Source organism: Streptomyces hydrogenans (assembly GCF_014656075.1).
Taxonomy (GTDB): domain Bacteria; phylum Actinomycetota; class Actinomycetes; order Streptomycetales; family Streptomycetaceae; genus Streptomyces; species Streptomyces hydrogenans.
Genome location: NZ_BNBS01000064.1, coordinates 24397 through 46842 on the forward strand (window position 1 = coordinate 24397; position 22446 = coordinate 46842).

General features: G+C 74.0%; 27 protein-coding genes. 14 read left to right on the forward strand and 13 right to left on the reverse strand.

All coding sequences use genetic code 11. The features are described 5' to 3' along the window. Positions 1–48: 48 nt before the first annotated feature. From IE321_RS24860 to IE321_RS24870, 3 genes are all read left to right on the forward strand, one after another. Complete coding sequence (locus IE321_RS24860; RefSeq protein ID WP_190224582.1) at positions 49–924, forward strand: Sco1979 family transcriptional regulator; 876 nt, start codon at positions 49–51, stop codon at positions 922–924. Then, positions 925–1161: a DUF397 domain-containing protein gene (locus IE321_RS24865; protein WP_030495614.1), complete on the forward strand. Its 237-nt coding sequence runs from the start codon at positions 925–927 to the stop codon at positions 1159–1161. A gap of 77 nt (positions 1162–1238) precedes the next feature. Beyond that, the gene (locus IE321_RS24870; RefSeq protein WP_043231221.1) at positions 1239–2054 is read left to right on the forward strand and encodes an SAM-dependent methyltransferase; all 816 of its coding nucleotides are present in this window, start codon (positions 1239–1241) and stop codon (positions 2052–2054) included. 52 nt (positions 2055–2106) lie between these two features. Here the strand turns inward: IE321_RS24870 and IE321_RS24875 are convergent, their stop codons facing one another. After that, positions 2107–3450 (reverse strand): 6-phospho-beta-glucosidase, encoded by a 1344-nt coding sequence (locus IE321_RS24875; protein WP_043231223.1) that lies wholly within the window; start codon positions 3448–3450, stop codon positions 2107–2109. A 105-nt stretch (positions 3451–3555) separates the two neighbouring features. Here IE321_RS24875 and IE321_RS24880 point away from each other — a divergent pair, with 105 nt between their 5' ends. Beyond that, positions 3556–3999 (forward strand): YchJ family protein, encoded by a 444-nt coding sequence (locus tag IE321_RS24880; RefSeq protein ID WP_043231225.1) that lies wholly within the window; start codon positions 3556–3558, stop codon positions 3997–3999. A 16-nt stretch (positions 4000–4015) separates the two neighbouring features. On the opposite strand, the gene IE321_RS24885 is transcribed toward IE321_RS24880, so the two are convergent. From IE321_RS24885 to IE321_RS24895, 3 genes are all read right to left on the reverse strand, one after another. After that, positions 4016–6109 carry an MDR family MFS transporter gene (locus IE321_RS24885; protein ID WP_190224583.1) on the reverse strand — a complete coding sequence of 698 codons (2094 nt, stop codon included), beginning with the start codon at positions 6107–6109 and terminating at the stop codon, positions 4016–4018. Between the two features lie 132 nt (positions 6110–6241). Continuing rightward, positions 6242–6490: a hypothetical protein gene (locus IE321_RS24890; RefSeq protein ID WP_370531499.1), complete on the reverse strand. Its 249-nt coding sequence runs from the start codon at positions 6488–6490 to the stop codon at positions 6242–6244. Between the two features lie 369 nt (positions 6491–6859). After that, positions 6860–7918 carry an ATP-dependent DNA ligase gene (locus tag IE321_RS24895; protein WP_190224584.1) on the reverse strand — a complete coding sequence of 353 codons (1059 nt, stop codon included), beginning with the start codon at positions 7916–7918 and terminating at the stop codon, positions 6860–6862. Between the two features lie 52 nt (positions 7919–7970). On the opposite strand from IE321_RS24895, the gene ligD reads away from it, so the two are divergent. Then, a complete protein-coding gene (gene ligD / locus IE321_RS24900) occupies positions 7971–9023 on the forward strand; it encodes a non-homologous end-joining DNA ligase (RefSeq protein WP_190224585.1) in 1053 nt (350 codons plus the stop codon). A 45-nt stretch (positions 9024–9068) separates the two neighbouring features. Further along, a complete protein-coding gene (locus IE321_RS24905) occupies positions 9069–9344 on the forward strand; it encodes a WhiB family transcriptional regulator (RefSeq protein ID WP_051842824.1) in 276 nt (91 codons plus the stop codon). Between the two features lie 105 nt (positions 9345–9449). Here the strand turns inward: IE321_RS24905 and IE321_RS24910 are convergent, their stop codons facing one another. The 3 genes from IE321_RS24910 to IE321_RS24920 form a co-directional block, all read right to left on the reverse strand. After that, on the reverse strand, positions 9450–10424 hold the full coding sequence (locus tag IE321_RS24910; protein ID WP_043231236.1) for an acyl-ACP desaturase: 975 nt from the start codon (positions 10422–10424) through the stop codon (positions 9450–9452). 207 nt (positions 10425–10631) lie between these two features. Then, entirely contained in the window at positions 10632–10865 is a 234-nt protein-coding gene (locus IE321_RS24915; RefSeq protein WP_190224586.1) for a hypothetical protein, read from the reverse strand. Positions 10866–10877: 12 nt separating this feature from the next. Further along, positions 10878–11723 carry a helix-turn-helix domain-containing protein gene (locus IE321_RS24920; protein ID WP_190224587.1) on the reverse strand — a complete coding sequence of 282 codons (846 nt, stop codon included), beginning with the start codon at positions 11721–11723 and terminating at the stop codon, positions 10878–10880. Positions 11724–11915: 192 nt separating this feature from the next. Here IE321_RS24920 and IE321_RS24925 point away from each other — a divergent pair, with 192 nt between their 5' ends. Beyond that, positions 11916–12392, forward strand: coding sequence for an ATP-binding protein (locus tag IE321_RS24925; protein ID WP_226652774.1), 477 nt, complete (start codon positions 11916–11918; stop codon positions 12390–12392). On the opposite strand, the gene IE321_RS24930 is transcribed toward IE321_RS24925, so the two are convergent. From IE321_RS24930 to IE321_RS24940, 3 genes are all read right to left on the reverse strand, one after another. Continuing rightward, entirely contained in the window at positions 12378–14024 is a 1647-nt protein-coding gene (locus tag IE321_RS24930) for an ABC-F family ATP-binding cassette domain-containing protein (RefSeq protein ID WP_190224588.1), read from the reverse strand. The two genes, IE321_RS24925 and IE321_RS24930, sit on opposite strands and share 15 nt — an antisense overlap. Before the next feature lie 279 nt (positions 14025–14303). Further along, positions 14304–14720, reverse strand: coding sequence for a spore wall synthesis regulator SsgD (gene ssgD, locus IE321_RS24935; RefSeq protein ID WP_043231242.1), 417 nt, complete (start codon positions 14718–14720; stop codon positions 14304–14306). Between the two features lie 230 nt (positions 14721–14950). Next, a complete protein-coding gene (locus IE321_RS24940) occupies positions 14951–15442 on the reverse strand; it encodes a (4Fe-4S)-binding protein (protein ID WP_190224589.1) in 492 nt (163 codons plus the stop codon). A gap of 118 nt (positions 15443–15560) precedes the next feature. Here IE321_RS24940 and IE321_RS24945 point away from each other — a divergent pair, with 118 nt between their 5' ends. After that, the gene (locus IE321_RS24945; protein ID WP_229916530.1) at positions 15561–16724 is read left to right on the forward strand and encodes a WD40/YVTN/BNR-like repeat-containing protein; all 1164 of its coding nucleotides are present in this window, start codon (positions 15561–15563) and stop codon (positions 16722–16724) included. An 11-nt stretch (positions 16725–16735) separates the two neighbouring features. Here the strand turns inward: IE321_RS24945 and IE321_RS24950 are convergent, their stop codons facing one another. Beyond that, positions 16736–17035 (reverse strand): YciI family protein, encoded by a 300-nt coding sequence (locus tag IE321_RS24950; protein WP_031004604.1) that lies wholly within the window; start codon positions 17033–17035, stop codon positions 16736–16738. Positions 17036–17070: 35 nt separating this feature from the next. Beyond that, complete coding sequence (locus tag IE321_RS24955; RefSeq protein ID WP_226652773.1) at positions 17071–17631, reverse strand: SMI1/KNR4 family protein; 561 nt, start codon at positions 17629–17631, stop codon at positions 17071–17073. Positions 17632–17674: 43 nt separating this feature from the next. Here IE321_RS24955 and IE321_RS24960 point away from each other — a divergent pair, with 43 nt between their 5' ends. The 4 genes from IE321_RS24960 to IE321_RS24975 are packed head-to-tail and all read left to right on the forward strand — an operon-like array spanning position 17675 to position 19430. Continuing rightward, positions 17675–18364, forward strand: coding sequence for an endonuclease V (locus IE321_RS24960; RefSeq protein WP_190224590.1), 690 nt, complete (start codon positions 17675–17677; stop codon positions 18362–18364). A gap of 60 nt (positions 18365–18424) precedes the next feature. Further along, positions 18425–18565: a morphogenic membrane protein MmpA gene (gene mmpA / locus IE321_RS24965; RefSeq protein ID WP_190224591.1), complete on the forward strand. Its 141-nt coding sequence runs from the start codon at positions 18425–18427 to the stop codon at positions 18563–18565. Further along, positions 18562–18942 (forward strand): VOC family protein, encoded by a 381-nt coding sequence (locus IE321_RS24970; protein ID WP_190224592.1) that lies wholly within the window; start codon positions 18562–18564, stop codon positions 18940–18942. Before mmpA ends, IE321_RS24970 begins: the two co-directional genes overlap by 4 nt. Before the next feature lie 53 nt (positions 18943–18995). Further along, positions 18996–19430: a RidA family protein gene (locus IE321_RS24975; RefSeq protein ID WP_190224593.1), complete on the forward strand. Its 435-nt coding sequence runs from the start codon at positions 18996–18998 to the stop codon at positions 19428–19430. A gap of 144 nt (positions 19431–19574) precedes the next feature. On the opposite strand, the gene IE321_RS24980 is transcribed toward IE321_RS24975, so the two are convergent. Then, on the reverse strand, positions 19575–20792 hold the full coding sequence (locus tag IE321_RS24980) for a saccharopine dehydrogenase family protein (RefSeq protein ID WP_190224594.1): 1218 nt from the start codon (positions 20790–20792) through the stop codon (positions 19575–19577). A gap of 166 nt (positions 20793–20958) precedes the next feature. On the opposite strand from IE321_RS24980, the gene IE321_RS24985 reads away from it, so the two are divergent. Together IE321_RS24985 and IE321_RS24990 are read left to right on the forward strand one after the other, a co-directional pair. Then, the gene (locus IE321_RS24985; RefSeq protein WP_190224595.1) at positions 20959–22128 is read left to right on the forward strand and encodes a CaiB/BaiF CoA transferase family protein; all 1170 of its coding nucleotides are present in this window, start codon (positions 20959–20961) and stop codon (positions 22126–22128) included. After that, on the forward strand, positions 22125–22446 hold a 322-nt coding region (locus IE321_RS24990; RefSeq protein ID WP_190224596.1), incomplete at its 3' end, for an acyl-CoA dehydrogenase family protein. The genes IE321_RS24985 and IE321_RS24990, both read left to right, overlap by 4 nt.

The window sequence follows — 22446 nt, forward strand, 5'->3', positions numbered from 1 at the left end:
GGGCTTCGTGGCACACTCGTCGAAACAGCGCGTCGGGGAGGTCTGAGAGTGAGCGAGCCGCGGTCCGCCCCGACGGTGGGACAGGTCGTCCTGGGCCGGCGTCTGCAGGATCTGCGCGAGCGCGCGGGCCTCAAGCGCGAGGAGGCCGCCAAGGTCCTCCACGTCGCCCCGGCCACCATCCGCCGGATGGAGACCGCCGAGATCGCGCTGAAGATCCCGTACGTCCAGCTGCTGCTGCGCGCGTACGGCATCGACGGTCCCGAGGCGGAGGCGTTCGTCGCCCTCGCCGAGGAGGCCAACCTGCCCGGCTGGTGGCAGCGGTTCCACGACGTGCTGCCCGGCTGGTTCTCCATGTACGTCAGCCTGGAGGGGGCCGCCAGCCTCATCCGGGCCTACGAACCCCAGTTCGTCCCCGGTCTGCTCCAGACCGAGGAGTACGCCCGCGCCATTCTGCGCAGCGGAGCGGTCGGCGGCGGCGACGACGCCGCCAGGGAAGAGGACATCGATCGGCATGTGGCCCTGCGGATGGAGCGCCAGTCCCTGCTGACCAGGGAGGACGCCCCGAAGTTCTGGGTCATCATGGACGAGACGGTCTTCCGCCGGCCGGTCGGCGACGGGCCCGAGGTGATGCGCGACCAGCTCGACCGGCTGCTCGAAGCGTCCGAGCTGCCGAACGTCACCCTGCAGATCGCGGAGTTCGCGTCCGGCCACCACCCCGGCACGTACGGTCCGTTCGTCCTCTTCCGCTTCGCCATGCCCGAACTCCCGGACATGGTCTACAGCGAGTACCTGACCGGCGCCGTCTACCTCGACGCGCGCCCCGAGGTGGCGTCCCACCTGGAGGTCATGGACCGTATGGCGGCGCAGGCCGCGACTGCACAACGCACGAAGGAGATCCTCCGGGATCTCCGCAAGGAGCTGTGAATGGATCGCATATACAACGGCATGCCCGCCGCGGAGCTCGGTGCCGAGGGATGGCACAAGCCCTGGAGCGGCGGGAACGGGGGCAACTGCGTGGAGGCCATGAAGCTGGCCGACGGCAGGGTCGCCGTGCGACAGTCCGCAGACCCTGAAGGACCCGCCCTCATCTACACCCACGGGGAGATCGCCGCGTTCATCGCGGGGGCCAAATCCGGTCAGGCTGACTTTCTCCTCACCTGACCCCTTCCGCCGCACCACCACCGTCACGTAACTCTTGTAGCAGCGCCACCCGTTCGTCCCTACCAGGAGAGCCGACGATGACCCAGGACCCCGCATCCGTCCGCGAGATTCGGATCGACACCAGCAAGCCGCACCCGGCGCGGATGTACGACTGGTTCCTGGGCGGCAAGGACAACTACCCCGTCGACGAGGAGATGGCCCGCCAGCTCCTCACCGTCGACGCCCGCGGCCGCGACATGGCCCGGGTCAACCGGGCCTTCATGCACCGCGCCATCCGCTGGCTCAGCGCCCACGGCGTCCGCCAGTACCTGGACGTCGGCACCGGCATCCCGACCGAGCCCAACCTGCACCAGATCGCGCAGGAGGCCGCGCCGGACTCCCGGATCGTCTACTGCGACAACGACCCGATCGTGCTCGCGCACGCGGCCGCCCTGCTGCGCTCGACCCCCGAGGGGGCCACCGAGTACATCCAGGCGGACGCCCGCGACCCGGAGACCATCCTCGAAAGGGCCGGAAAGGTCCTTGACTTCGACCAGCCCATCGCCCTGTCGATGCTGGCCCTGCTCCACTTCCTGGGCGACGAGGACGGCGCCCAGTCCCTCGTCTCGAAGCTCGTCGACCAGCTCGCCCCGGGCAGCTACCTGGTCCTCTCGCACGTCACCGGGGACTTCGACCCCGAGGGCGCGGCGAAGGCCGTCGGCATGTACAAGGCCCGCGGGCTGACCCTGCGGCCCCGCACCCGCGACGAGCTCGCCGCCTTCTTCGACGGCCTGGAGCTCGTCGAGCCCGGGGTGGCGCTCACCGCCGAGTGGCACCCCGAGCTGGGGGAGCCGGTGCAGGTCCAGGGTGACGGCCCCATCCCGGGCTGGGCCGCCGTGGCCCGCAAGCCCTGACCGCACGCGCGCGTCACGGGGGGCCGGCCCGCGGGCCAGCCCCCCGTCGCTTTCACGGGCGCAGGTACGCGAGCCCCGGGTGCGCCGCCGTGTAGCCGTCGAGCAGCCGGCGGGCCACGCCCACCGAGTCCACCAGCGGGTGCAGCGCGAGGGCCTTCACCGCGGTCGCCCGCGCACCGCTCTCCGCCGCCGCCAGCACCTCCCGCTCCACCGCCTTGACCGCCGACACCAGCCCCATCGCGTGGTCCGGCAGCGGGTCCGCCGCCAGCGGACGGGCGCCGTCGGCGTCCACCAGGCACGGCACCTCGACCACCGCGTCCGCGTCGAGGCCCGGCAGCGCGGTGCCGTTGCGGACGTTGAGGATGAGCGTGGCCCGCTCGCCCCGGGCGATCGCCCGCATCAGCGCCAGCGCCACCTTCTCGTAGCCGCCCGACTCCAGGTCCTCCTCGGCCCGGTCCCCGGCGCCCGCCGCCTCCCGGTTGTGCGCCATGTACGTCGCCTCGCGGTCGGCGAGCGTGCGGTGCCAGGCGTCCAGGGCCCGCACCTCGGGCTTCGCCGCCTCCGCGTAGAAGCCGGCCTGCTGTTCCAGGAGGTACGCCCCCCGGGTCTTCGCCGCGCCCCGGTAGGAGGCGACCGCCTCCCGGTTGAAGTAGTAGTAGTGCAGGTACTCGTTGGGGACCGCGCCCAGCGACCGCAGCCACTCGGTGCCGAAGAGCCTGCCCTCCTCGAAGGAGCCGAGCAGCGCCTCGTCCGCGAGGAGCCGCGGCAGCTCGTCCCGGCCGTCCACCCGCAGCCCGCGCAGCCAGCCCAGGTGGTTGAGGCCCGCGTAGTCGATCCCCACCCGGTCCGGGTCCACGCCGAGCACCCGCGCCACCCGGCGGCCGAGGCCCACGGGGGAGTCGCAGATGCCGACGACCCGGTCGCCGAGGATCCGGGACATCGCCTCCGTCACCATCCCGGCCGGGTTGGTGAAGTTGATGACCCAGGCGTCCGGGGCGAGCGCGGCGATCCGGCGGGCGATGCCGACGGCGACCGGCACGGTCCGCAGGCCGTACGCGATCCCGCCCGCGCCCACCGTCTCCTGGCCCAGCACCCCCTCGGCCAGCGCCACCCGTTCGTCGGCGGCCCGGCCCTCCAGGCCGCCGACCCGGATCGCGGAGAAGACGAAGTCCGCTCCGCGCAGGGCCTCGTCGAGGTCGGTGGTGGCCGTCACGGCGGGCGCGTCCGGCACCCCCTCGGCCTGTTCGGCGAGGACCCGCGCGACGGCCGTCAGCCGGTCCCCGTCCAGGTCGTGCAGGGTGACGTGGGTGATCCGCCCCTCGGCGTGGTCGCCGAGCAGCGCGCCGTACACCAGCGGCACCCGGAACCCGCCGCCTCCGAGAATCGTCAGTCGCATGTCCCGTACGCTACTCGGCCGCCCCCTCCGGACGGCCCGAAGCGGCCCCGGCGTCCACGCCGCCGTCCGCATCCCGGGCAGCCGGCGCCGGGAGAGAATGGCCGCATGTCCCGACGCAAGCCCCGCCCCCGCACACCCGCGCCCGCCCCGGCCCTCACCGCCGACACGCCCTGCCCCTGCGGTCTCGACGCCGCGTACGGCGCCTGCTGCGGCCGCTTCCACGCCGGTACCGGCGCCACCGCGCCCACCGCCGAACTGCTGATGCGCTCCCGCTACAGCGCCTTCGTCGCCGGCGACGCGGCCTATCTGCTGCGCACCTGGGCCCCCGAGACCCGTCCGGGGACCCTCGAACTCGACCCCGGCATGCGCTGGACCGGTCTGGAGATCGAGGCCACCACCGACGGCACCGCCTTCCACCAGCGGGGCACCGTCACCTTCACCGCCCGCTACGTCCACGCCGGCGAGCCCGGCTCCCTCCGCGAGCACAGCCGCTTCACCCGCCACGACGGCGCCTGGGTCTACGTCGACGGCGACTTCCCGGACGCCTGACCCCCCGCCGTCCCGGTCAGCTGCCCACGGACACCGGCTTCTTCTCCGGGTGGCCCGTCGGCATGCCCGAGGCGAGGTCCTCCGCGACGACCTTCTTCGCGATGGCGTCGGCGGCGGCGCGGAGTTCGGGGCCGCTGGGCCGGCCGCGCTCCCGCTCCAGGCGGTCGGCGAGCCAGTCGCCCCAGGCGTGGGTGATGACCTCGGCCTCGCGGGCACCGGCCGGGGTGTGGGAGAGGAGGTTGCCGTCCCGGGTGAGGAAGCCCTCGTCGACCATCCGGTCGAAGACCGGGAAGATCACCTCGGGCGGCAGCCGCCGGCTCGCCGCGATCAGCCCGAGGCTCGCGTGCCCGACCGTCCGGGTGTGCAGCTCCACCTGCATCACCGCCCAGGCGCCGGCCGTGTCGAGGCGGGTGTCGGAGCCGGCGACGATCCGGCGGGCGGTGTCCATGTCGACCCGGCGCAGCAGCCGTCCCACGGAGAGTTCCAGGAGCTTGGCGGAGTCGCCGCTGCCGGTGGGGGAGGCGAAGCCCTCGCCCATGTCGGGGGCGGCCTCGCGGACCGAGTCCCGCAGCTTCACCTGCTTGAGGAAGAGGGCGACGACGAAGCCGACGACGGCGACCGGCACGGTCCACAGGAAGACGGTGTGCAGGGTCTCGGCGTAGGCCCGCACGATCGGGTCGGCGACCCCGCCCGGCAGCGCGTGCACGCCCTGCGGGCTCGTCGCGGCCTTGGCGACCGTCTCCGGCGGGATGCCGACCGGTCCGCCGAGGACGGACGCCTCGGCCACGCCGGTGGTGAGGTTGGGCTTGAGGGAGTTGGTGTAGATCGTGCCGAAGACGGCGGTGCCGAAGGAGCTGCCCAGCGTGCGGAAGAAGGTGACGCCGGAGGTGGCGGTGCCGAGGTCGGCGTAGTCGACGGTGTTCTGCACGGCGATGGTGAGGACCTGCATGCACAGGCCGATGCCGACGCCGAGCACGAACATGTACAGCGATTCCAGCCACGTGTTCGTGTTCTCGTCCATCAGCGAGAGCAGATAGAGCCCCAGGCCCATGACGGCGCAGCCGACGATGGGGAAGATCCGGTAGTGCCCGGTCTTGCTGACCACGTTGCCGCTGTAGATCGAGGCGATGAGCAGGCCGACGACCATCGGCAGCGTCCGGATGCCCGAGATCGTCGCGGAGTCCCCGTCCACGTACTGGAGGTAGGTCGGCAGGAAGGTCATCGCGCCGAGCATCGCGAAGCCGACGACGAAGCTGAGCACCGAGCAGACGGTGAAGACCGGGTTGCGGAACAGCCGCATCGGCAGCATGGGTTCGGCCGCCCGGGCCTCCGCCCAGCAGAAGAGGCCGAGGGCGACGATGCCGCCGGCGAAGAGCCCGATGATGACGCCGGAGCTCCAGGCGTACTCGTTGCCGCCCCAACTGGTCGCCAGGATCAGGGCGCTGGAGCCGATCGCGACCAGCGCGATGCCCAGGTAGTCGATGACGGGCCGGCTGGCCGAGCGGACCGAGGGGATCGTCCGGGCGGCGGCGATCACGACGAGGATGGCGATCGGCACGTTGACGTAGAAGGCCCAGCGCCAGCTGGCGTGGTCGGTGAACAGGCCGCCGAGCAGCGGCCCGATGACCGTCGAGACGCCGAACACGGCGCCGATCGCGCCCTGGTACTTGCCGCGTTCGCGCAGCGGGATCACGTCGGCGATCAGCGCCATCGCGGTGACCATGAGGCCGCCGGCGCCGATGCCCTGGAGGCCGCGCCAGACGATCAGCAGCGTCATGTTGGTGGCGAGGCCGCAGAGGAAGGAGCCGGTGATGAAGACGATCGCGGAGATCTGGAAGATCAGCTTGCGGCCGAAGAGGTCGCCGAACTTGCCGACGAGGACCGTCGCCACGGTCTCCGCGAGCAGGTAGGAGGTGACGACCCACGACATGTGGGCGGCGCCGCCGAGGTCCGCGACGATCGTGGGCAGGGCGGTGCCCACGATGGTCTGGTCGAGCGCGGCCAGCAGCACACCGAGCATGATCGTGCCGAAGACGATGTTGCGGCGGCGGCCTTCGAGCGGCGCGGGCGCGGCCGGGGCCGCCGGGCTTGCGTCGGTGGTCGTGGTCACCCTCGCAGCGTCACACCGTGCCGCCCCCGCTGCCCGTGGGATGCCGCCGAACGGGCGACGGCCCCGGGCCCGTGTCGACGGCGGCGTCAGGGGAGTGCCGGCACGGGCCCCGGGGCCGTACCGGCACCGGCGTCAGGGCCGTACCGGCAGCGTCGGGTGGTGCCTGGCCAGGATCTTGTTGGCCCGGGCGAGCGCGGCCAGCGCGTGCTCGCGGTCGGCCCGGTCCTCCGCGCAGAGCGGCCCGCGGAAGCGGTAGACCTCGCGCGCCGCGCAGTCCGCCTCGATCTCCGCCTGGAGGACGTGCGCGGGCAGACAGGAGCCGATGAGGGCGGCCACGCGGTCGGGGATCGGGACGGGCACGAGGGGAGAGGGCGAGGCGATCACGGGTCAGTCCTAGCGGTTCGTGGGGGCGGACGGGAAGGGCTCTCACCTCCATACGTACCGGATGGCGGGAGCGGTTCCGGCACCCTCGGGGCCGCGGTGGGCCCTGGGGGCGCGCGGCCCGCTCCGGGTGCGCGGGCGCACCCCTCCGGCACCGCCTTACCCCGGTGATCGCGCGCACCGGCGTTCCCGCAGGTACGGGGCACGGCGCCGGACCGGCTTTGCGCACGGTTCCTGCGTATCGGGACCGCGGCCGGGTGGCGGGCGGCTCGGCCGGGCGCCGCGCAAGCCCCTGGACGACACTGCCGGTGTGAAGGAAATCACGTGGCGCCGAGGCGCCGGGACCGGGAAGATCGTCGGCCCGTCCGGTCAGCCCAGCACGTCCGACAGGTCGTACGAGACGGGCTCCTCGAGCTGTGCGTAACCGCACGACTCCGGGGCGCGGTCCGGGCGCCAGCGCTTGAACTGCGCGGTGTGCCGGAAGCGGTCGCCCTCCATGTGGTCGTAGCCGACCTCGCACACCCGCTCCGGCCGCAGCGCCACCCACGACAGGTCCTTCTTGCCCGACCAGCGGCTCGGCGCGCCCGGCAGCCGGGCCCCGGCGTGCGCGGCCTCCTCGGCCCAGGCGGCCCAGGGGTGCCCGTCGGGCGGGTCCATCCGCAGCGGCTCCAGCTCCTCGATCAACTCGGCCCGGCGCCCGGCGCTGAAGGCGGCGCAGACGCCGACGTGCTGGAGGGCGCCCCGGTCGTCGTACAGGCCGAGGAGGAGCGAGCCGACGACGGGGCCGCTCTTGTGGAAGCGGTATCCGGCCACGACGACGTCGGCGGTGCGCTCGTGCTTGACCTTGTACATCAGCCGGGCGTCCGGCCGGTAGGGCAGGTCGAGCGGCTTGGCGATCACCCCGTCGAGCCCGGCCCCCTCGTACCGCTCGAACCAGCGTGCGGCCAGTTCCGGGTCCCGGGTGGCGGGGGCGAGGTGGAGCGGGGCGGTGGTGCCGTCGAGCATCCGCTCCAGGGCCGCGCGGCGCTCGGACAGCGGGGTGTCGAGGAGCGCGTCGTCGCCGAGGGCCAGCAGGTCGAAGGCGACGAAGCGGGCCGGCGTGGTCTCGGCGAGCATCCGGACCCGGGAGTCGGCCGGGTGGATCCGCTCGGAGAGCCGGTCGAAGTCGAGCCGCCCCTCGTGCTCGATGACGATCTCGCCGTCGACCACGCACCGCTCGGGCAGCCGCTCGGCCAGGGCGGCGGCGAGGTCGGGGAAGTAGCGGGTGAGCGGCTTGCCGGTGCGGCTGCCGATGACCAGCTCGGGACCGTCGCGGTGCACGATCGCCCGGAAGCCGTCCCACTTGGCCTCGTACTGCATCCCGGGCGGGATCTTCTTCACGGCCTTGGCGAGCATCGGCTTCACGGGCGGCATCACCGGCAGATCCATGGGTCGATTGTCCGGTATGCGACATGGGGCGGCGAGCCCTAGGGTGGCGCTCATGGCAGGCAAGGCGGCAGCGGTGGAACTGGAGGCGGGCGGCCGCACCGTCCGCGTCTCCAACCCGGACAAGGTCTACTTCCCGGAGCCCGGCTACACCAAGCTCGACCTGGTGAGCTACTACCTCGCCGTCGGCGAGGGCATCACCCGCGCCCTGCGGGACCGGCCCACCACCCTGGAGCGGTACCCCGACGGGGTGACGGGCGAGTCCTTCTTCCAGAAGCGGGCCCCGAAGCACCTGCCGGACTGGATCCCCACCGCGCACATCACCTTCCCGAGCGGGCGCTCGGCCGACGAGCTGTGCCCCACCGAGCCGGCCGCCGTGCTCTGGGCCGCCAACCTCGGCGCCGTCACCTTCCACCCCTGGCCGGTGCGGCGCGCCGACACCGACCGCCCCGACGAGCTGCGCCTCGACCTCGACCCGCAGCCCGGCACCGACTACGCCGACGCGGTGCGGGCCGCCCACGAACTGCGGGCCGTCCTCGGCGAATACGGGCTGCGCGGCTGGCCCAAGACCTCCGGCGGGCGGGGCCTGCACGTCTTCGTCCCGATCCGCCCCGACTGGACCTTCGTCCAGGTCCGGCGCGCCGCCATCGCCTGCGGACGGGAGCTGGAGCGGCGGATGCCGGACCGGGTCACCATGAAGTGGTGGAAGGAGGAGCGCGGCGAGCGGATCTTCGTCGACTACAACCAGGCGGCCCGCGACCGCACGATCGCCTCCGCCTACTCGGTCCGCCCGCGCCCGCACGCCCCGGTCTCCGCCCCGCTGCGCTGGGAGGAGGTCGACGACGCGGTGCCGGAGGACTTCGACATCCGCACGATGCCGGCCCGCTACGCCGAGCTGGGCGACGTGCACGCGGACATGGACGACGAGCGCTTCGACCTGGAGCCGCTGCTCGAACTGGCCCGGCGCGACGAGGCCGAGCACGAGCTGGGGGACCTGCCCTACCCGCCGGATTACCCGAAGATGCCCGGCGAGCCGAAGCGGGTCCAGCCGAGCCGGGCGAAGCGGACGGAGGAGAACGGTTCCGGCGCGGCCGACGAGCCGCATTGATCGGACGTTGACGGTGTGTTTAGCGCCCCGCGCCAGAGTGGAGCCATGCAGACCGACACCGCCGTGCTGACCTTCCCGGCCCCCCGCCCCGCCGCCGACCTCTCCTGGCGTGAGGACGCGCTGTGCGCCCAGGCCGGGCCGGAGTTCTTCTTCCCCGCCCCGGGCTCCTCGACCCGCGAGGCCAAGCAGCTCTGCGGCGCCTGCGAGGGGCGCGTGGCCTGCCTGGAGTACGCGCTCGCGCACGACGAGCGGTTCGGGGTGTGGGGCGGGCTCTCGGAGAAGGAGCGGCTCCGGCTCCGCCGCGAAGGCGGCCGGGGCTGACGGCCCCGGCCGCCTCGGCCGTGCGATGGGGTTCCGCCGGTGGCGGCGGAACGCGACGTCCCGCGATGGCGGTACGTGAGGGTCCCGCCGGTGTGGCGGCGGGGATCAGCCCGCGGCGCGGGCGGCCATCCGGGCCTTGCGGGCGGCGAGCTTCTCGTCGAACTTCGACGCCTCCGCGTCCAGCCCGTTCATGTAGAGGCCCAGCTCCTCCTGGGCGCGCAGCCCGTCGGGGCCGAGGCCGGCGATCTCCAGGACCTTGAGGTGCCGGAGCACCGGCTCCAGGACGTCGTCGTGGTGGATGCGCATGTTGTAGATCTCGCCGATCGCCATCTGCGCGGCGGCCCGCTCGAAGCCGGGGATGCCGTGGCCCGGCATCCGGAAGTCGACGACCACGTCCCGCACGGCCTGCATGGCCAGGTCGGGGGCGATCTCCAGCGCGGCCTTCAGCAGGTTGCGGTAGAAGATCATGTGCAGGTTCTCGTCGAGCGCGATGCGGGCGAGCATCCGGTCGCAGACGGGATCACCGGACTGGTGCCCGGTGTTGCGGTGCGAGATGCGGGTGGCGAGCTCCTGGAAAGACACGTACGCCACGGAGTGCAGCATCGAGTGGCGGTTGTCCGACTCGAAGCCCTCGCTCATGTGCGCCATCCGGAACTGCTCCAGCTTGTCCGGGTCGACGGCGCGGGAGGCGAGCAGGTAGTCGCGCATGACGATGCCGTGCCGCCCCTCCTCCGCGGTCCAGCGGTGCACCCAGGTGCCCCAGGCGCCGTCGCGGCCGAAGAGGCTGGCGATCTCGTGGTGGTAGCTCGGCAGGTTGTCCTCGGTCAGGAGGTTGACCACGAGGGCGGTCTTCCCTATGTCCGTCACCTTCGACTGGGACGGGTCCCAGGCTTCCCCGTCCTCGAAGAAGCCCGGGAAGTTCCGGGCGTCCGACCACGGCACGTACTCGTGCGGCATCCAGTCCTTGGCGACCTTGAGGTGCCGGTTGAGCTCCTGCTCCACCACCTCTTCCAACGCGTACAGCAAGCGCGCGTCGGTCCACCCTGCCGAGCTGCCGAGGTGGGGAGAGGTGAGCGTCACGGGAACTCCTGGGGACGGAGAAGGGCAAAAACGGAACTACCTACGGACTCGTAGGTTACGAGACCGTAGGTTAAGGCTCCGTAAGGCGGCGTCCAAGCCCCGCTTGGAGCTTGTCCGGTTACCTTCCGTTATGTGCGCAGCTCGCGTCGGGCGTAGGAGACGCAGGTCACGTCGGCGACGGTCACCCGTGAGCAACTGATCGGCTACTCAGAGCAGATGGTCGGCCGCGCCGGACTTCACCGCGGAGATCAGCGCGCGCAGGGCCTCCACCGAGTCGCTGACGTACTCGCCGGGGCTGAGGGTCGAGCCGATGTAGGCCCGGCCGGCGTCGTCGAGGCCGAAGCGGAAGCAGTTGGCCCCCTCGCTGCAGAAGGCGTCGCCCCAGGCGATGTCGACGCGGGCGGAGGAGGTGGCGGGGGAGGGGGAGGTGGTGACGTTCATGGTGGGGGTCCTTCACAGGTCCTGGGCTATCGAGCGGATGAACGCGCGGGAGTCGGCGGTGGACAGGGCCAGTCCGCGCAGCCGTTCCAGCAGTCCCTGGTACCGGCGCAGCTTCATGTCGGAGTCGAGGAGCATCGAGCCGTGCGAGGAGTCGAGCTGCACGGTGTCGAGCTGCGGCACGGGCGCGGACACATAGGTGAACGACTGTCCCGCGCCGGGGAAACCCCCCGCCGCGAAGGGGATGACCCGCACCGTGACGGTGGCCCGCTCGGACTGGTCCAGGATGTGCTCCAGTTGGGCGCGGGCGACCTTGGGGCCGCCGAACTGCATGCGCAGCGCCGCCTCGTGGATCACGGCCTCGTACGGCACCGGCCGGTCCAGGGTCTCCTGGCGGCGCAGCCGCAGGGCGAGCCGGGCCTCCAGGTCGGGTCCGGGCAGCAGTGGCACGGCGGTGTCGAAGACCGCCCGGGCCTGCTCCTCGGTCTGGAGGAGCCCCGGGACGTGGGTGGTCACCGCGGTGGCCAACTCGGCGGCGTGGTATTCGAGTTCGGCGATGTCGAGGAGGGTGGGCGGCAGGAGTCCGCGGTGTTCCTCCCACCAGCCGCGGTCCCGCTCCTGTGCCATGGCGGCGAGCAGGTCGACGAGGCCGGTGTCGGGGCAGCCGTAGTTGAAGGCCAGGGTCCGCACCCGCTCGGGGCTGATGCCGAAGCGGCCGGACTCCACGTTGGGGATGCGGGTGCGGTCGACCCCCAGGAGGGCGGCGGCCTGCTGGGCCGACATCCCCGACTGTTCGCGCAGTTTGCGCAGTTCCGCGCCGAGTCGCTGCTGGCGCGCGGTGGGGCTGCTCCTGGGTGGCACGTCGTTCTCCCTCGTCCTGCCGGGCGGCCCCCTGCCGTCCGACTTCCGTGCCGCTGATCGCTCCCTGTCCGGAAACAGCGCCACTACGTGCAAGTAGTAGCACTGTGCTCCGCATCTGCGCTACGGTCGGTAGCGCAAGTCTCACACGGGGCGACCATGACCGTGTGCAGAGCACCCCCATGTACAGGAAATGTGAGCAATCCGATGAAGGGCGCCCTGCGTTGCCTTCCGGCCGCCGTCCCGGCCGCCGGGCCCATACCCCCCGCCACGGAGAACCTCAGCTACTCGATGCTGCTCCCCGGTGGCGCCTACTGCGCGGGCCTCGCCCGCCACGCCGTCCACGGCCTCCTCGACCGCCACGGTCTCGCCGAACTCCGCGACACCGCCTCCCTCGCCGCCTCCGAACTCGTCGCCGCCGCCTATCGGTTCACCCCCGACCGGGAGATGGCGCTGCGCGTCCGCTGGCAGTACGACGCCCTGCGGATCGTCCTCTACGACCAGCATCCGGCCCATCGTCGGCCGGACCAGGCCGAGCGGTGCCGCGACCGCCGCAGCCGCAGCATGTGGCTGCTGGCCGCGGCGGTCGAGGAGCAGGGCGGAGACTGGGGCCTGGCGCCCGCCCTGACGTCCGAGGGTGGCACCAAGTCCTGGGCGTTACTGCACCGTTGATCCCGAGAACGTCCGGAGCTCCTCCGCCGACGTCGGCCGCAGGTGGCCGTCGAGGAGCAGCCGGCGCGTGATCCCCAGCGACTCCAAGAACGTCAGGTCGTGACTGGCCACGACCAGCGCCCCCTCGTACGCGCGAAGGGCCGCCGTCAGTTTCCGCACCGACGCCATGTCCAGGTTGTTCGTCGGCTCGTCCAGCAGCAACAGCTGCGGAGCGGGCTCCGCCAGCAGCAGCGCCGCGAGCGCCGCCCGGAACCGCTCCCCGCCCGACAGGGTGCCCACGAGCCGGTCCGCCCGCGCTCCGCGGAACAGGAACCGGGCGAGCCGGGCCCTGATCGCGTTCCCCGACGCCGTGGGCGCGAACCGGGCCACGTTCTCCACGACGCTGAGCCCGTCGTCCAGGAGGTCGAGCCGCTGCGGCAGGAAGCGGAGCGGCACCAGCGTCTCCAGCTCCCCGGACACCGGCTCCAGCTCCCCGGCGAGCGTCCGCAGCAGCGTCGTCTTGCCCGCGCCGTTGCGGCCCACCAGCGCGATCCGCTCGGGACCCCTCAGCTCGAACGCGCCGTCGACCCGCGCCCCGTACCGCAGGCGCAGATCCCGCAGCCGCAGCACCTCGCGGCCCGCCGGCACCGCGGTGTGCGGCAGCTCGACGCGGATCTCGTCGTCGTCCCGCACCGCCTCCACCGCCACGTCCAGCCGCTCCCGCGCGTCCGCCAGCCGGTCCGCGTGCAGGTTGCGGTGCTTGCCCGCCGACACCTGGGCCGCGCCGCGCCGGGTGTGGGCCACCACCTTCGGCACCGCCTTGTTCTCGAAGCTCTTCTGCGCGTACCGCCTGCGCCGCGCCAACTTCATCTGGGCGTCGGAGAGTTCGCGCCGCTGCCGCTGGACGTCCGCCTCCGCGACGCGCACCATCCGCTCCGCCGCCGCCTGTTCGGCGGCGAGCGCCTCCTCGTATGCCGAGTAGGGGCCGCCGTACCAGCTCACCCCGCCGTCGTGGAGGTCGGCGATCTGGTCGACCCGCTCCAGGAGCTCCCGGTCGTGGCTGACCACCACCATCACCCCGGACCAGCTCTCCACCGCCGCGTAGAGGCGTGAACGGGCGTACAGGTCGAGGTTGTTGGTGGGTTCGTCGAGCAGCAGCACGTCCGGCCGGGCCAGCAGCAGCGCCGCGAGCCGCAGCAGCACCGACTCGCCGCCGGACACCTCGCCGACCGTGCGGTCCAGGTCGACGGAGCCGAGACCGAGCCCGTCGAGCGCGGCCCGGGCCCGCTCCTCGACGTCCCAGTCGTCGCCGATCACGGTGAAGTGCTCCTCGGCCGCGTCGCCCGCCTCGACGGCGTGCAGCGCGGCGCGCGTGCGGTCGATCCCGAGGATCCGGTCGACCCGCAGGCCGGTGTCCAGGACCAGGTTCTGCGGTAGGTGGCCGATCCGGCCGGACGACGCCACGGAGCCCGCGGTGGGCGCGAGTTCGCCCGCGAGCAGCCGGAGCAGGGTGGACTTCCCCGAACCGTTCGTACCGACCAGGCCGGTACGGCCGGGACCGACCGTCACCCGGAGGTCGTCGAAGACCTCGGTGCCGTCGGGCCAGGAGAAGGAGAGCGAGGTGGCGGAGAGAAAGACGGGGTGATGTGACACGAGGGCCTCCGGTGCCGCGAGCACGGTGTGAGCGTGGACGGTGTGCGACGCGTGAGACACCGGGGCGCGGGCAGCGTGGGGAACGGCTCGTCCACCGAGGTCGAGAACGGCGCGCACGGCACGGGGGCCACACGCGGCACGGTGTCTCGGGACCTCAGATGAACAACGTTCCTTCTCCGATCGGGAGGCGATCTGACCTCGTCGACCGTAGGACCCGCGCGGAGGGGAGGCAAGCGGTTTTCACGGCGGCCCGGGGAGCGGGGAGGGGGACGGCCGGCCCTACGGCAGGCCGCCGAGCAGTTCGGCCAGGTCCCGGTCCCAGTCGAGGTACTGGTGCTCGCGCCCGGCCGGCACCAGGTGCTGCGAGCGCTCCAGGAAGCGGCGCAGCTCCGAGGTGCGCACGTGGACCATGGCCACGCCCTCCGGCGCGTGGAACTCGACGACCGTGCGGTCGTAGCCGTACGGACGGAGCCGTACGTCGCCGTCGCCGGCGGGCCGCTCGACGCCCTGCACCAGCAGCTCCCGGGCGAAGGCCCACGAGACCTCGACGCCCTCCAGGGTGGCCGGTGGCGGGAAGGCCATGCTGACCGCGTACGGATCCTCGCGGTCGTAGCGAAGGGTGGCGGGGACGGTCTCCATCCGGGGAGCGGAGGCGACCATACGGGCCTGGACGGGCTGCTCGATCACGGCGGACACGGCAAACTCCTCTCGCGCGGTTGCGATCCTGAGCGTCTCCCCGACACCAGGGCACCTGACACCCATGAAGACGAGCGGAACCGCCGAAACGTGCACTCACTGCCTGCGTGAGGTGCGTCACCGGGGGACGAAAGGGACATCGGGGCGGATGGCGCCCCGCACGGCGCGGAACGCGGGACGGGGAAAGGGCCGGCGGCACGGGCGGCCGCCGCCGTCACCGGTTCACCGGGTCACCGGCGCTCCTCGGCCACGTCGTCGGCGTCCTCGTCCGGCTGAGCGCAGGGCCCCGAGTGGTCGCAGTACGGCTGGTTCCCGGAGGCGCCGCACCCGCAGAGCTCCACCCGCGTCTCGCGCCGGACCCCCGCCCCGCCCGCGACCAGCAGGTCGCCCCGGACCACCAGCCGGCCGGAGGGCGAGCGGCGCACGGTGGTGGGGACGTCCGGTGCCTCGGCCGCGCCGCCCGGGGCCGGCCGGTACTGGAGCGCGCCCGAGGGGCAGCGCCGGATCACCTCGGCGACCCGCTCCGGCGTGGCGCCGTCCGGCAGCACCCACGGGCGGCGGGACAGGTCGAAGACCTCGGGCAGACCGTGCACGCACTCGGCCGCGTGCAGACAGCGCCGCGGCTCGAACGTCACGGTGATGCCCTCGCCGTCGTACTCCTTGAGCCGCGGCTTCTCGGCGAGAGGGGGCTCCGCCCCGGTCTCCGCTGTTCCCTCGGTCATGCGCCCAGCCTAGGAACGCCCGGTGCGCCCCGCACCCCGACGGCGCCGAGCGGGACGCCCTCTGGACGGGCCGGGGCCGCCGCCGCTAGCTTCCGGCGCCATGACTCCTGTGCGAAAGATGCGAACGGCGCGACGCACGATGACGGCGGGACGGGCGGGGCTGACGGGACTGCTGGGGGCGGCGCTGGCGCTGACCCTCGCGGCCCCCGCGCGGGCCGGGGCGACCCCCACGGCCCCCACGGCCTCCACCACCGCCTCCGGTCCGGCCCCAGCGGCCGCCGCCCCGGCCCCCGTGCCCGGGGCCGGCTGGCGGCTCACCCCCACCGGGACCGACGTCCGCTTCCGCGGCCTGGCGGCGGTGGACCACCGCACCGCCTGGGCCGCCGGCTCCCGGGGCACCGTCCTGCGCACCACCGACGCCGGCCGGAGCTGGCGTGACGTCTCCCCGCCCGGCGGGGAGGGTCTGGAGCTGCGTGACGTCGAGGCCCTGGACGCCCGCCGGGCCGTCGTCCTCGCGATCGGCGAGGGCGAGGCGTCCCGCCTGCTGCGCACCGAGGACGGCGGCGCCACCTGGACCGAGGCGTTCCGCAACACCGACCCGCGCGCCTTCTACGACTGCGTGACCTTCCTCGACCGCCGCCACGGCCTCGCCCTGAGCGACCCGGTCGACGGCAGGTTCCGGATCCTGTCCACCCGGGACGGCGGCCGGACGTGGGAGGTCCTGCCGGACTCCGGCATGCCCGCGGCCCTGCCCGGCGAGGCCGGTTTCGCCGCGAGCGGGCAGTGCCTGGTCACCGCGGACCGGGGACACGGCGGGGACGTCTGGTTCGCGACCGGCGGCGGCGCCACCGCCCGGGTCTTCCACTCCGCCGACCGGGGCCGCACCTGGACCGTCACGGACAGCCCGGTCCCGGGCGGCGACCCGGCCCGGGGCGTCTTCGGCCTCGCCTTCCGCGACCGCGAGCACGGCATCGCCGTCGGCGGCGACTACCGCGCCGGGCAGCCCTCGCCGGCGGCCGCCGCCGTCACCGCCGACGGCGGGCGCGACTGGACCCCCGCCGGGACGCCCCCGCCCGCGTACCGCTCCGGCGTCGCGTGGCTCCCGCACTCCAGGACCGCCGCCCTCGCCGTCGGCCCGACCGGCACCGACCTCACCCGCGACGGCGGCCGCACCTGGCGGACCGTGGACACCGGCTCGTACGACACCGTGGACTGCGCCCCGGACGGCGGCTGCTGGGCCTCGGGCGAGAAGGGCAGGATCGCGCGGCTCGCCCGCCGCTGAGCCCTCGCGGGTCAGGCCGGCGGCTGCTCGCGGTAGCCGGCCAGGCCCTCGACGGTCTTCGACGCGTAGAACTCGGTGATCCGGTACGCGCACACGCCCTCGGCGCTGAAGGGGTCGGCCGCCGCGATCCGCTCGATCGCGGCCCGGTCGACCCCGGCGGCCAGGATCACGCCGCCGTCGCGCGGGTTCTTCCGCCCGGACGCGAGGAACACCCCGGCGGCGTACTGCTCGTCCAGCCAGGCGATGTGCGCGTCCATGAGGGCGTCGGCCCGCTCGACGGGCGCGGTGTAGGTCAATTCCAGTACGAACATGCGTGCAAGGCTACCGGCGGGGCCCGCCGGGACGATCAGCCCCCGAGGGTCTCGGCGGCGGTCTCGAAGCGGTGCTCGGTGGGCTTCAGGACCTCGTACAGGTACCCGAAGTAGGAGGTCTCCGCCGTGCCCGTGAGCACCGCGTGGAGGAAGGCGGCGCAGCCCGGGCCGTGGTGCTCCCAGAGCGGGCCGCGCCCCTCGTTGTAGAGGACCGGCCACTCCTCGGGCGGGATGCCGGGCCGCACCAGCCAGTACAGGAACGCCCCGGAGCCCTCCTCGAACGCCCACGGCACCACGCGCGCGCCGGGCTCCTCCAGCTCCTCGGGCCGCTCCTCGCCGACGTCGTCCCACAACGAGGCCAGGATCTCGTCCCGTTCGGCCGCCTGCGCGAGCAACAGGCAGTCCGCGCGCGCCGACTCCGGGGCGAGCAGCCACACCGTCGAGGTGAAGATCCCCGCGCCGTACGTCTCGACCAGCAGCTTGTAGTCGGCGGGCAGCGGCACCCCGAGGGCGCCCTCCACCTCCGCCCAGTCCACGGCGGGCGGGGGATCGGCGGGCGGCGGGCAGAGGCGCACGAGGGCGTCGATCGCGGTCACGGCGGGGACGGTACCCCAGGCCGCCCGCCGTAGGGTGACCGGCATGGCGATCATCGGGGTTCCGGCGGACTGGCCCGCCGACGAGGCGGCGGCACTGGCCGTCCAGCACGCGCTGCGCGGACGGCTCGTGCTGGACGAGGACGGGCCGCCGGTGGGGGAGGGGCACGTCACCGGTCTCGACGTGGCCTACGACGACGCGCGCGACCTCGTCGCCGCGGCCGCCGTGGTCCTCGACGCCGGGACCCTGGAGGTGGTCGAGGAGGCCACCGCCGTGGGACGGGTCTCCTTCCCGTACGTGCCGGGGCTGCTGGCCTTCCGGGAGATCCCCACGGTGCTCGCCGCCCTGGACGCGCTCACCGCCGACCCCGGCCTCCTGGTCTGCGACGGCTACGGCCTCGCCCACCCGCGCCGGTTCGGGCTCGCCGGCCACCTCGGCGTGCTCACCGGCCGGGTCTCGATCGGCGTCGCCAAGAACCCCTTCACCTTCTCCTACGAACAACCCGGCGGCGAACGGGGCGACTTCACCCCGCTCCTCGCCCAAGGGGAGGAGGTCGGAAGGGCGTTGCGCACCCGGCGCGGGGTGAAACCCGTCTTCGTCTCGGTCGGACACCGGATCTCCCTGGCCAACGCCTGCGCGCACACCCTCGCGCTCACCCCGCGCTACCGGATCCCCGAGACCACCCGGCGCGCCGACGCGCTCTGCCGGCGGGCCCTCGCGGAGGCGCGCGGCTGAGTACCGGCTGAGTAGCCGTACGGATGCCCGCTGTCAGACCCGCACGGCACAGTGATCCCCATGGCCACCCCCGTCACCACGGGCCCCCGCCGTCGCTCCGGCGGCCGCGCGCTGCCCGTCGTCCTCGCCGTCGCCGCGCTCTCCGCGCTCGCCTGGACCTGCGCCATCCTGTACGTGCTCGCCGACTGGACCACGGGGTGAACGGGCGGCTGCGGTGCGTCGTGCTGGACTGCCCCGACGCCTTCGGACTCGCCCGGTTCTACCGGGAGTTGCTGGGCGGCGAGGTCGACGCCCCCGATCCGGGGCTGGCCGTGGGCGCCGGCTCCGCCGTGCTGCGCGACGCGCACGGGCCGGTCCTCGCCTTCCAGGACGTGGCCGACCACCGGCCGCCCGTATGGGGCGCCCCCGAGCAGCAGTTCCTGCTGGACATCCGGGTCCCGGACCCGGCCGCCGCCCACGAGGCGGTGCTCGCCCTCGGAGCCGTACCGCTGAGCGGCACGGACGCGGCCGAGGGCGCGGCGTCGTGGCGGGTCTACGCCGATCCGGCCGGGCACCCCTTCCGGCTCATGGGGCCCTGAAGCCCCTCCGCGCCCCGGCTTTGACCGGCGCGCGCGGTGGGCAGGATGAGCGGATGGACCTGCACACGACCCCCCGACGGCTCGTCTCCTCCGGCTCGCCGCTCGAACCGGAGATCGGCTTCTCCCGCGCGGTACGGCACGGCCCGTACGTCTCCGTCGCCGGTACGGCCCCGATCGCGCCCGACGGCACCACCTCCGCGCCCGGCGACGTCTACGCCCAGACCGTGCGCTGTCTCGACATCGCCGAGGCCGCCCTGCGCGAGGCGGGCGCCCGCCTCGCCGACGTCGTCCGCACCCGTGTGATGCTCACCGACGCCACCACCTGGCGGGAGGCCGCCCGCGCCCACGGGGAGCGGTTCGCCGGGGTCCGTCCCGCCTGCACCTTCGTCGAGGTGTCCCGGTTCATCGACCCCGCCTGGCTGGTCGAGATCGAGATCGACGCGATCGTCGCGGAGCACACCGCGCCCGCCGACATGGTCGGCTGGTGAGTCCGGGGCCGCCGGGTCACCGGCCGGCGGCACACCGGCCGTTCCGGAGCCCCGCCGGCGGCTGACCACCGACGGGACTCCGGCGCGCGGGCCGCCGGCCGTCCGGACACGCGCCGGTCGACCGGCGCGCCCCCGGCCCGCCCGCTACTCCGCGTGCGCCACCCGGAAGCGGAGTCCCGCCGCCCGGAGCCGGGTGATGAGCGCGTCGCCCATCGCCACCGCCGTCGTGACCTGGCCCGCCGTCTTCGGCAGCGGGTCCAGGGCGAGGCAGAGCGCGGACTCGGCCAGCATCTTCGCCGTCTCGTCGTAGCCGGGGTCGCCGCCCGACACCTCGGTGAAGACCCGGCGTCCGCCACCCTCGCCGACGAAGCGGACCGTGAACCAGCTGCGGGAGCGCCGCTCGGCGGAGGGGCCGCTGCCCGCCGCGTACCGGTCCATCAGCCAGCGCCGCGCGGCGGGCACCTGGGCCGCGGTGACGGCCGCGCCCAGCGCCGCCGTGCCGCCGAGCGCCATCGGCAGCGTCTTCACCGAGGCGTAGTGGCGGTAGCGGAAGTCGGGGCCGTACCGCTCCAGGGCGGCGGCCGACCGGGCCACCACCTGCGGGTCCAGGGTCGGCAGCGGCAACGCCCAGGTGCCCGTCTCGGTGCTGAACCGGGGCGCGCCCAGGGGCGCGTGGGCCCGCCGGCCGACCAGCCGGGGCGCGTGCAGGCGGCGGTCGCGGGCCGCCCGCAGCATCTGCCGGCCGCGTCCGAAGGCGGTCAGCGCGGAGGCGAAGGTGCCGCCGGAGAAGACGGCGCCGGCCCGGACGAAGCCGTCGACGCGCAGCGGTACGCCCTCCGGCAGCCGCTCCACGGTGAAGAGCACGCCGAGGTCGTGCGGCACCGAGTCGAAGCCGCAGGCGTGCACGATCCGGGCGCCGGTCTCCCGGGCCCGGGCGTCGTGGCGGACGTACATGAGGTCGACGAACTCGGCCTCGCCGGTCAGGTCGAGGTAGTCGGTGCCGGCGTCCGCGCAGGCCGCGACCAGGCCCTCGCCGTACCAGACGTACGGGCCGACGGTGGAGGCCACCACCCGCGCCGCGCCGGCGAGCGCGCGCAGCGACACGGGGTCCTCCGCGTCGGCGACCAGCAGCGGCAGTCCGGCGAGGTGCGGTCGGCCGGCGGCGAGCCGGTCCCGCAGCGCCGCCAGTTTCGCGGGTGAGCGTCCGGCGATCGCCCAGCGGCACCCGGCGGGGGCGTGCTCGGCCAGATACTCCGCGGTCAGCTCGCCCACGAACCCGGTCGCCCCGTAGAGCACCACGTCGTACGGCCGCGCCCCCGTCTCCCGGCCGGCCTCCCGCCCCGCGTCCGCCCCTGTCTCCATCGAGCCCCACTCCCGTCCCTCGGCGTCGTCGTCGGCGGAGGATAGCGGACCGGGCCGCCCCACCGAATTTCCAAGCGCTTGCTCGGCCGGGGGGCTTGTGCCGAGTGGAACACGTTCCTAGCATCTTCGGTGTTACATCATTGGTGTCACACACTCTGGGGGCTCGATGCAGACGAGGCAGACCGAGCGGACCGGCCCGCTCGCCGGTGTCCGGGTCGTGGAACTCGCCGGCATCGGCCCCGGCCCCTTCGCCGCCATGCTCCTCGCCGACCTCGGCGCCGACGTGGTCCGCGTCGACCGTCCCGGCGGCGCCGGCCTCGGCGTCGACCCGGCCAAGGACCTCACCAACCGCAACAAGCGCTCGGTCCTCCTCGACCTCAAGTCCCCCGAGGGCCCCGCCGCCGTCCTCGACCTGGTCGAGCGCGCCGACGTCCTGGTCGAGGGGTACCGCCCCGGCGTCGCCGAACGCCTCGGCGTCGGCCCCGAGCCGTGCCTGGCCCGCAACCCCCGGCTCGTCTACGGCCGGATGACCGGCTGGGGCCAGGACGGGCCGCTCGCCCACACGGCGGGCCACGACATCGGCTACATCGCCGTCACCGGCGCCCTCGGCATGATCGGCCCCGACCCGGACGGCCCGCCGACCGTCCCCGCCAACCTCGTCGGCGACTACGCGGGCGGCTCGCTCTACCTCGTCATCGGCGTCCTCGCCGCCCTCCAGCACGCGCGGACGCACGGCGAGGGCCAGGTCGTCGACGCGGCCATCGTGGACGGCACCGCCCACCTCACCAGCATGATCCACGCCATGCTCGCGGCCGGCGGCTGGCAGGACCGGCGCGGCTCGAACCTCCTCGACGGCGGCTGCCCCTTCTACGGCGTGTACGAGACCTCCGACGGCGGCCACATGGCGGTCGGCGCCCTGGAGCACCGCTTCTACGCCGAGTTCGCCCGCCTTCTCGACCTCCCGGACGCCGACGGCCTGCGAGGCGACCTCGCCCGCTGGCCGGAGCTGCGCGAGGCCGTCGCCGCGCGCTTCCGGAGCCGTACGCGCGCGCAGTGGACCGAGGTCTTCGAGGGCACCGACGCCTGCGTCGCCCCCGTCCTCTCGCTCCGCGAGGCCCCCGGCCACCCGCACCTCGCGGCCCGCGCCACCTTCGCCGAGCACGGCGGGCTGGTCCAGCCGGCCCCCGCGCCCCGCTTCTCCGCCACCCCCGGCACGCTCCGCACCGGACCCGCCCTGCCCGGCGCCGACACCGCCGAGGTCGCCCGCGACTGGGCCGTGCCCGCCCTGCGCCCCGCCCCGGACGTCCCGCCCACCCAGGAGTCGAAGACCGCATGAAGCGCACGCTCTACACCGAGGACCACGAAGCCTTCCGGGCGGTCGTCCGCACCTTCCTGGAGAAGGAGGTGCTGCCCCACTACGAGCAGTGGGAGAAGGACGGCATCGTCTCCCGCGAGGCGTGGCGCGCCGCCGGCCGCCAGGGCCTCCTCGGCATCGCCGTCGAGGAGGAGCACGGCGGCGGGGGCAACCCCGACTTCCGGTACGCCTCCGTCCTCGCAGAGGAGTTCACCAAGGCCGCCGCGCCGGGCCTCGCCATCGGCCTGCACAACGACATCATCGGCCCGTACCTCACCAAGCTGGCCACCGAGGAGCAGC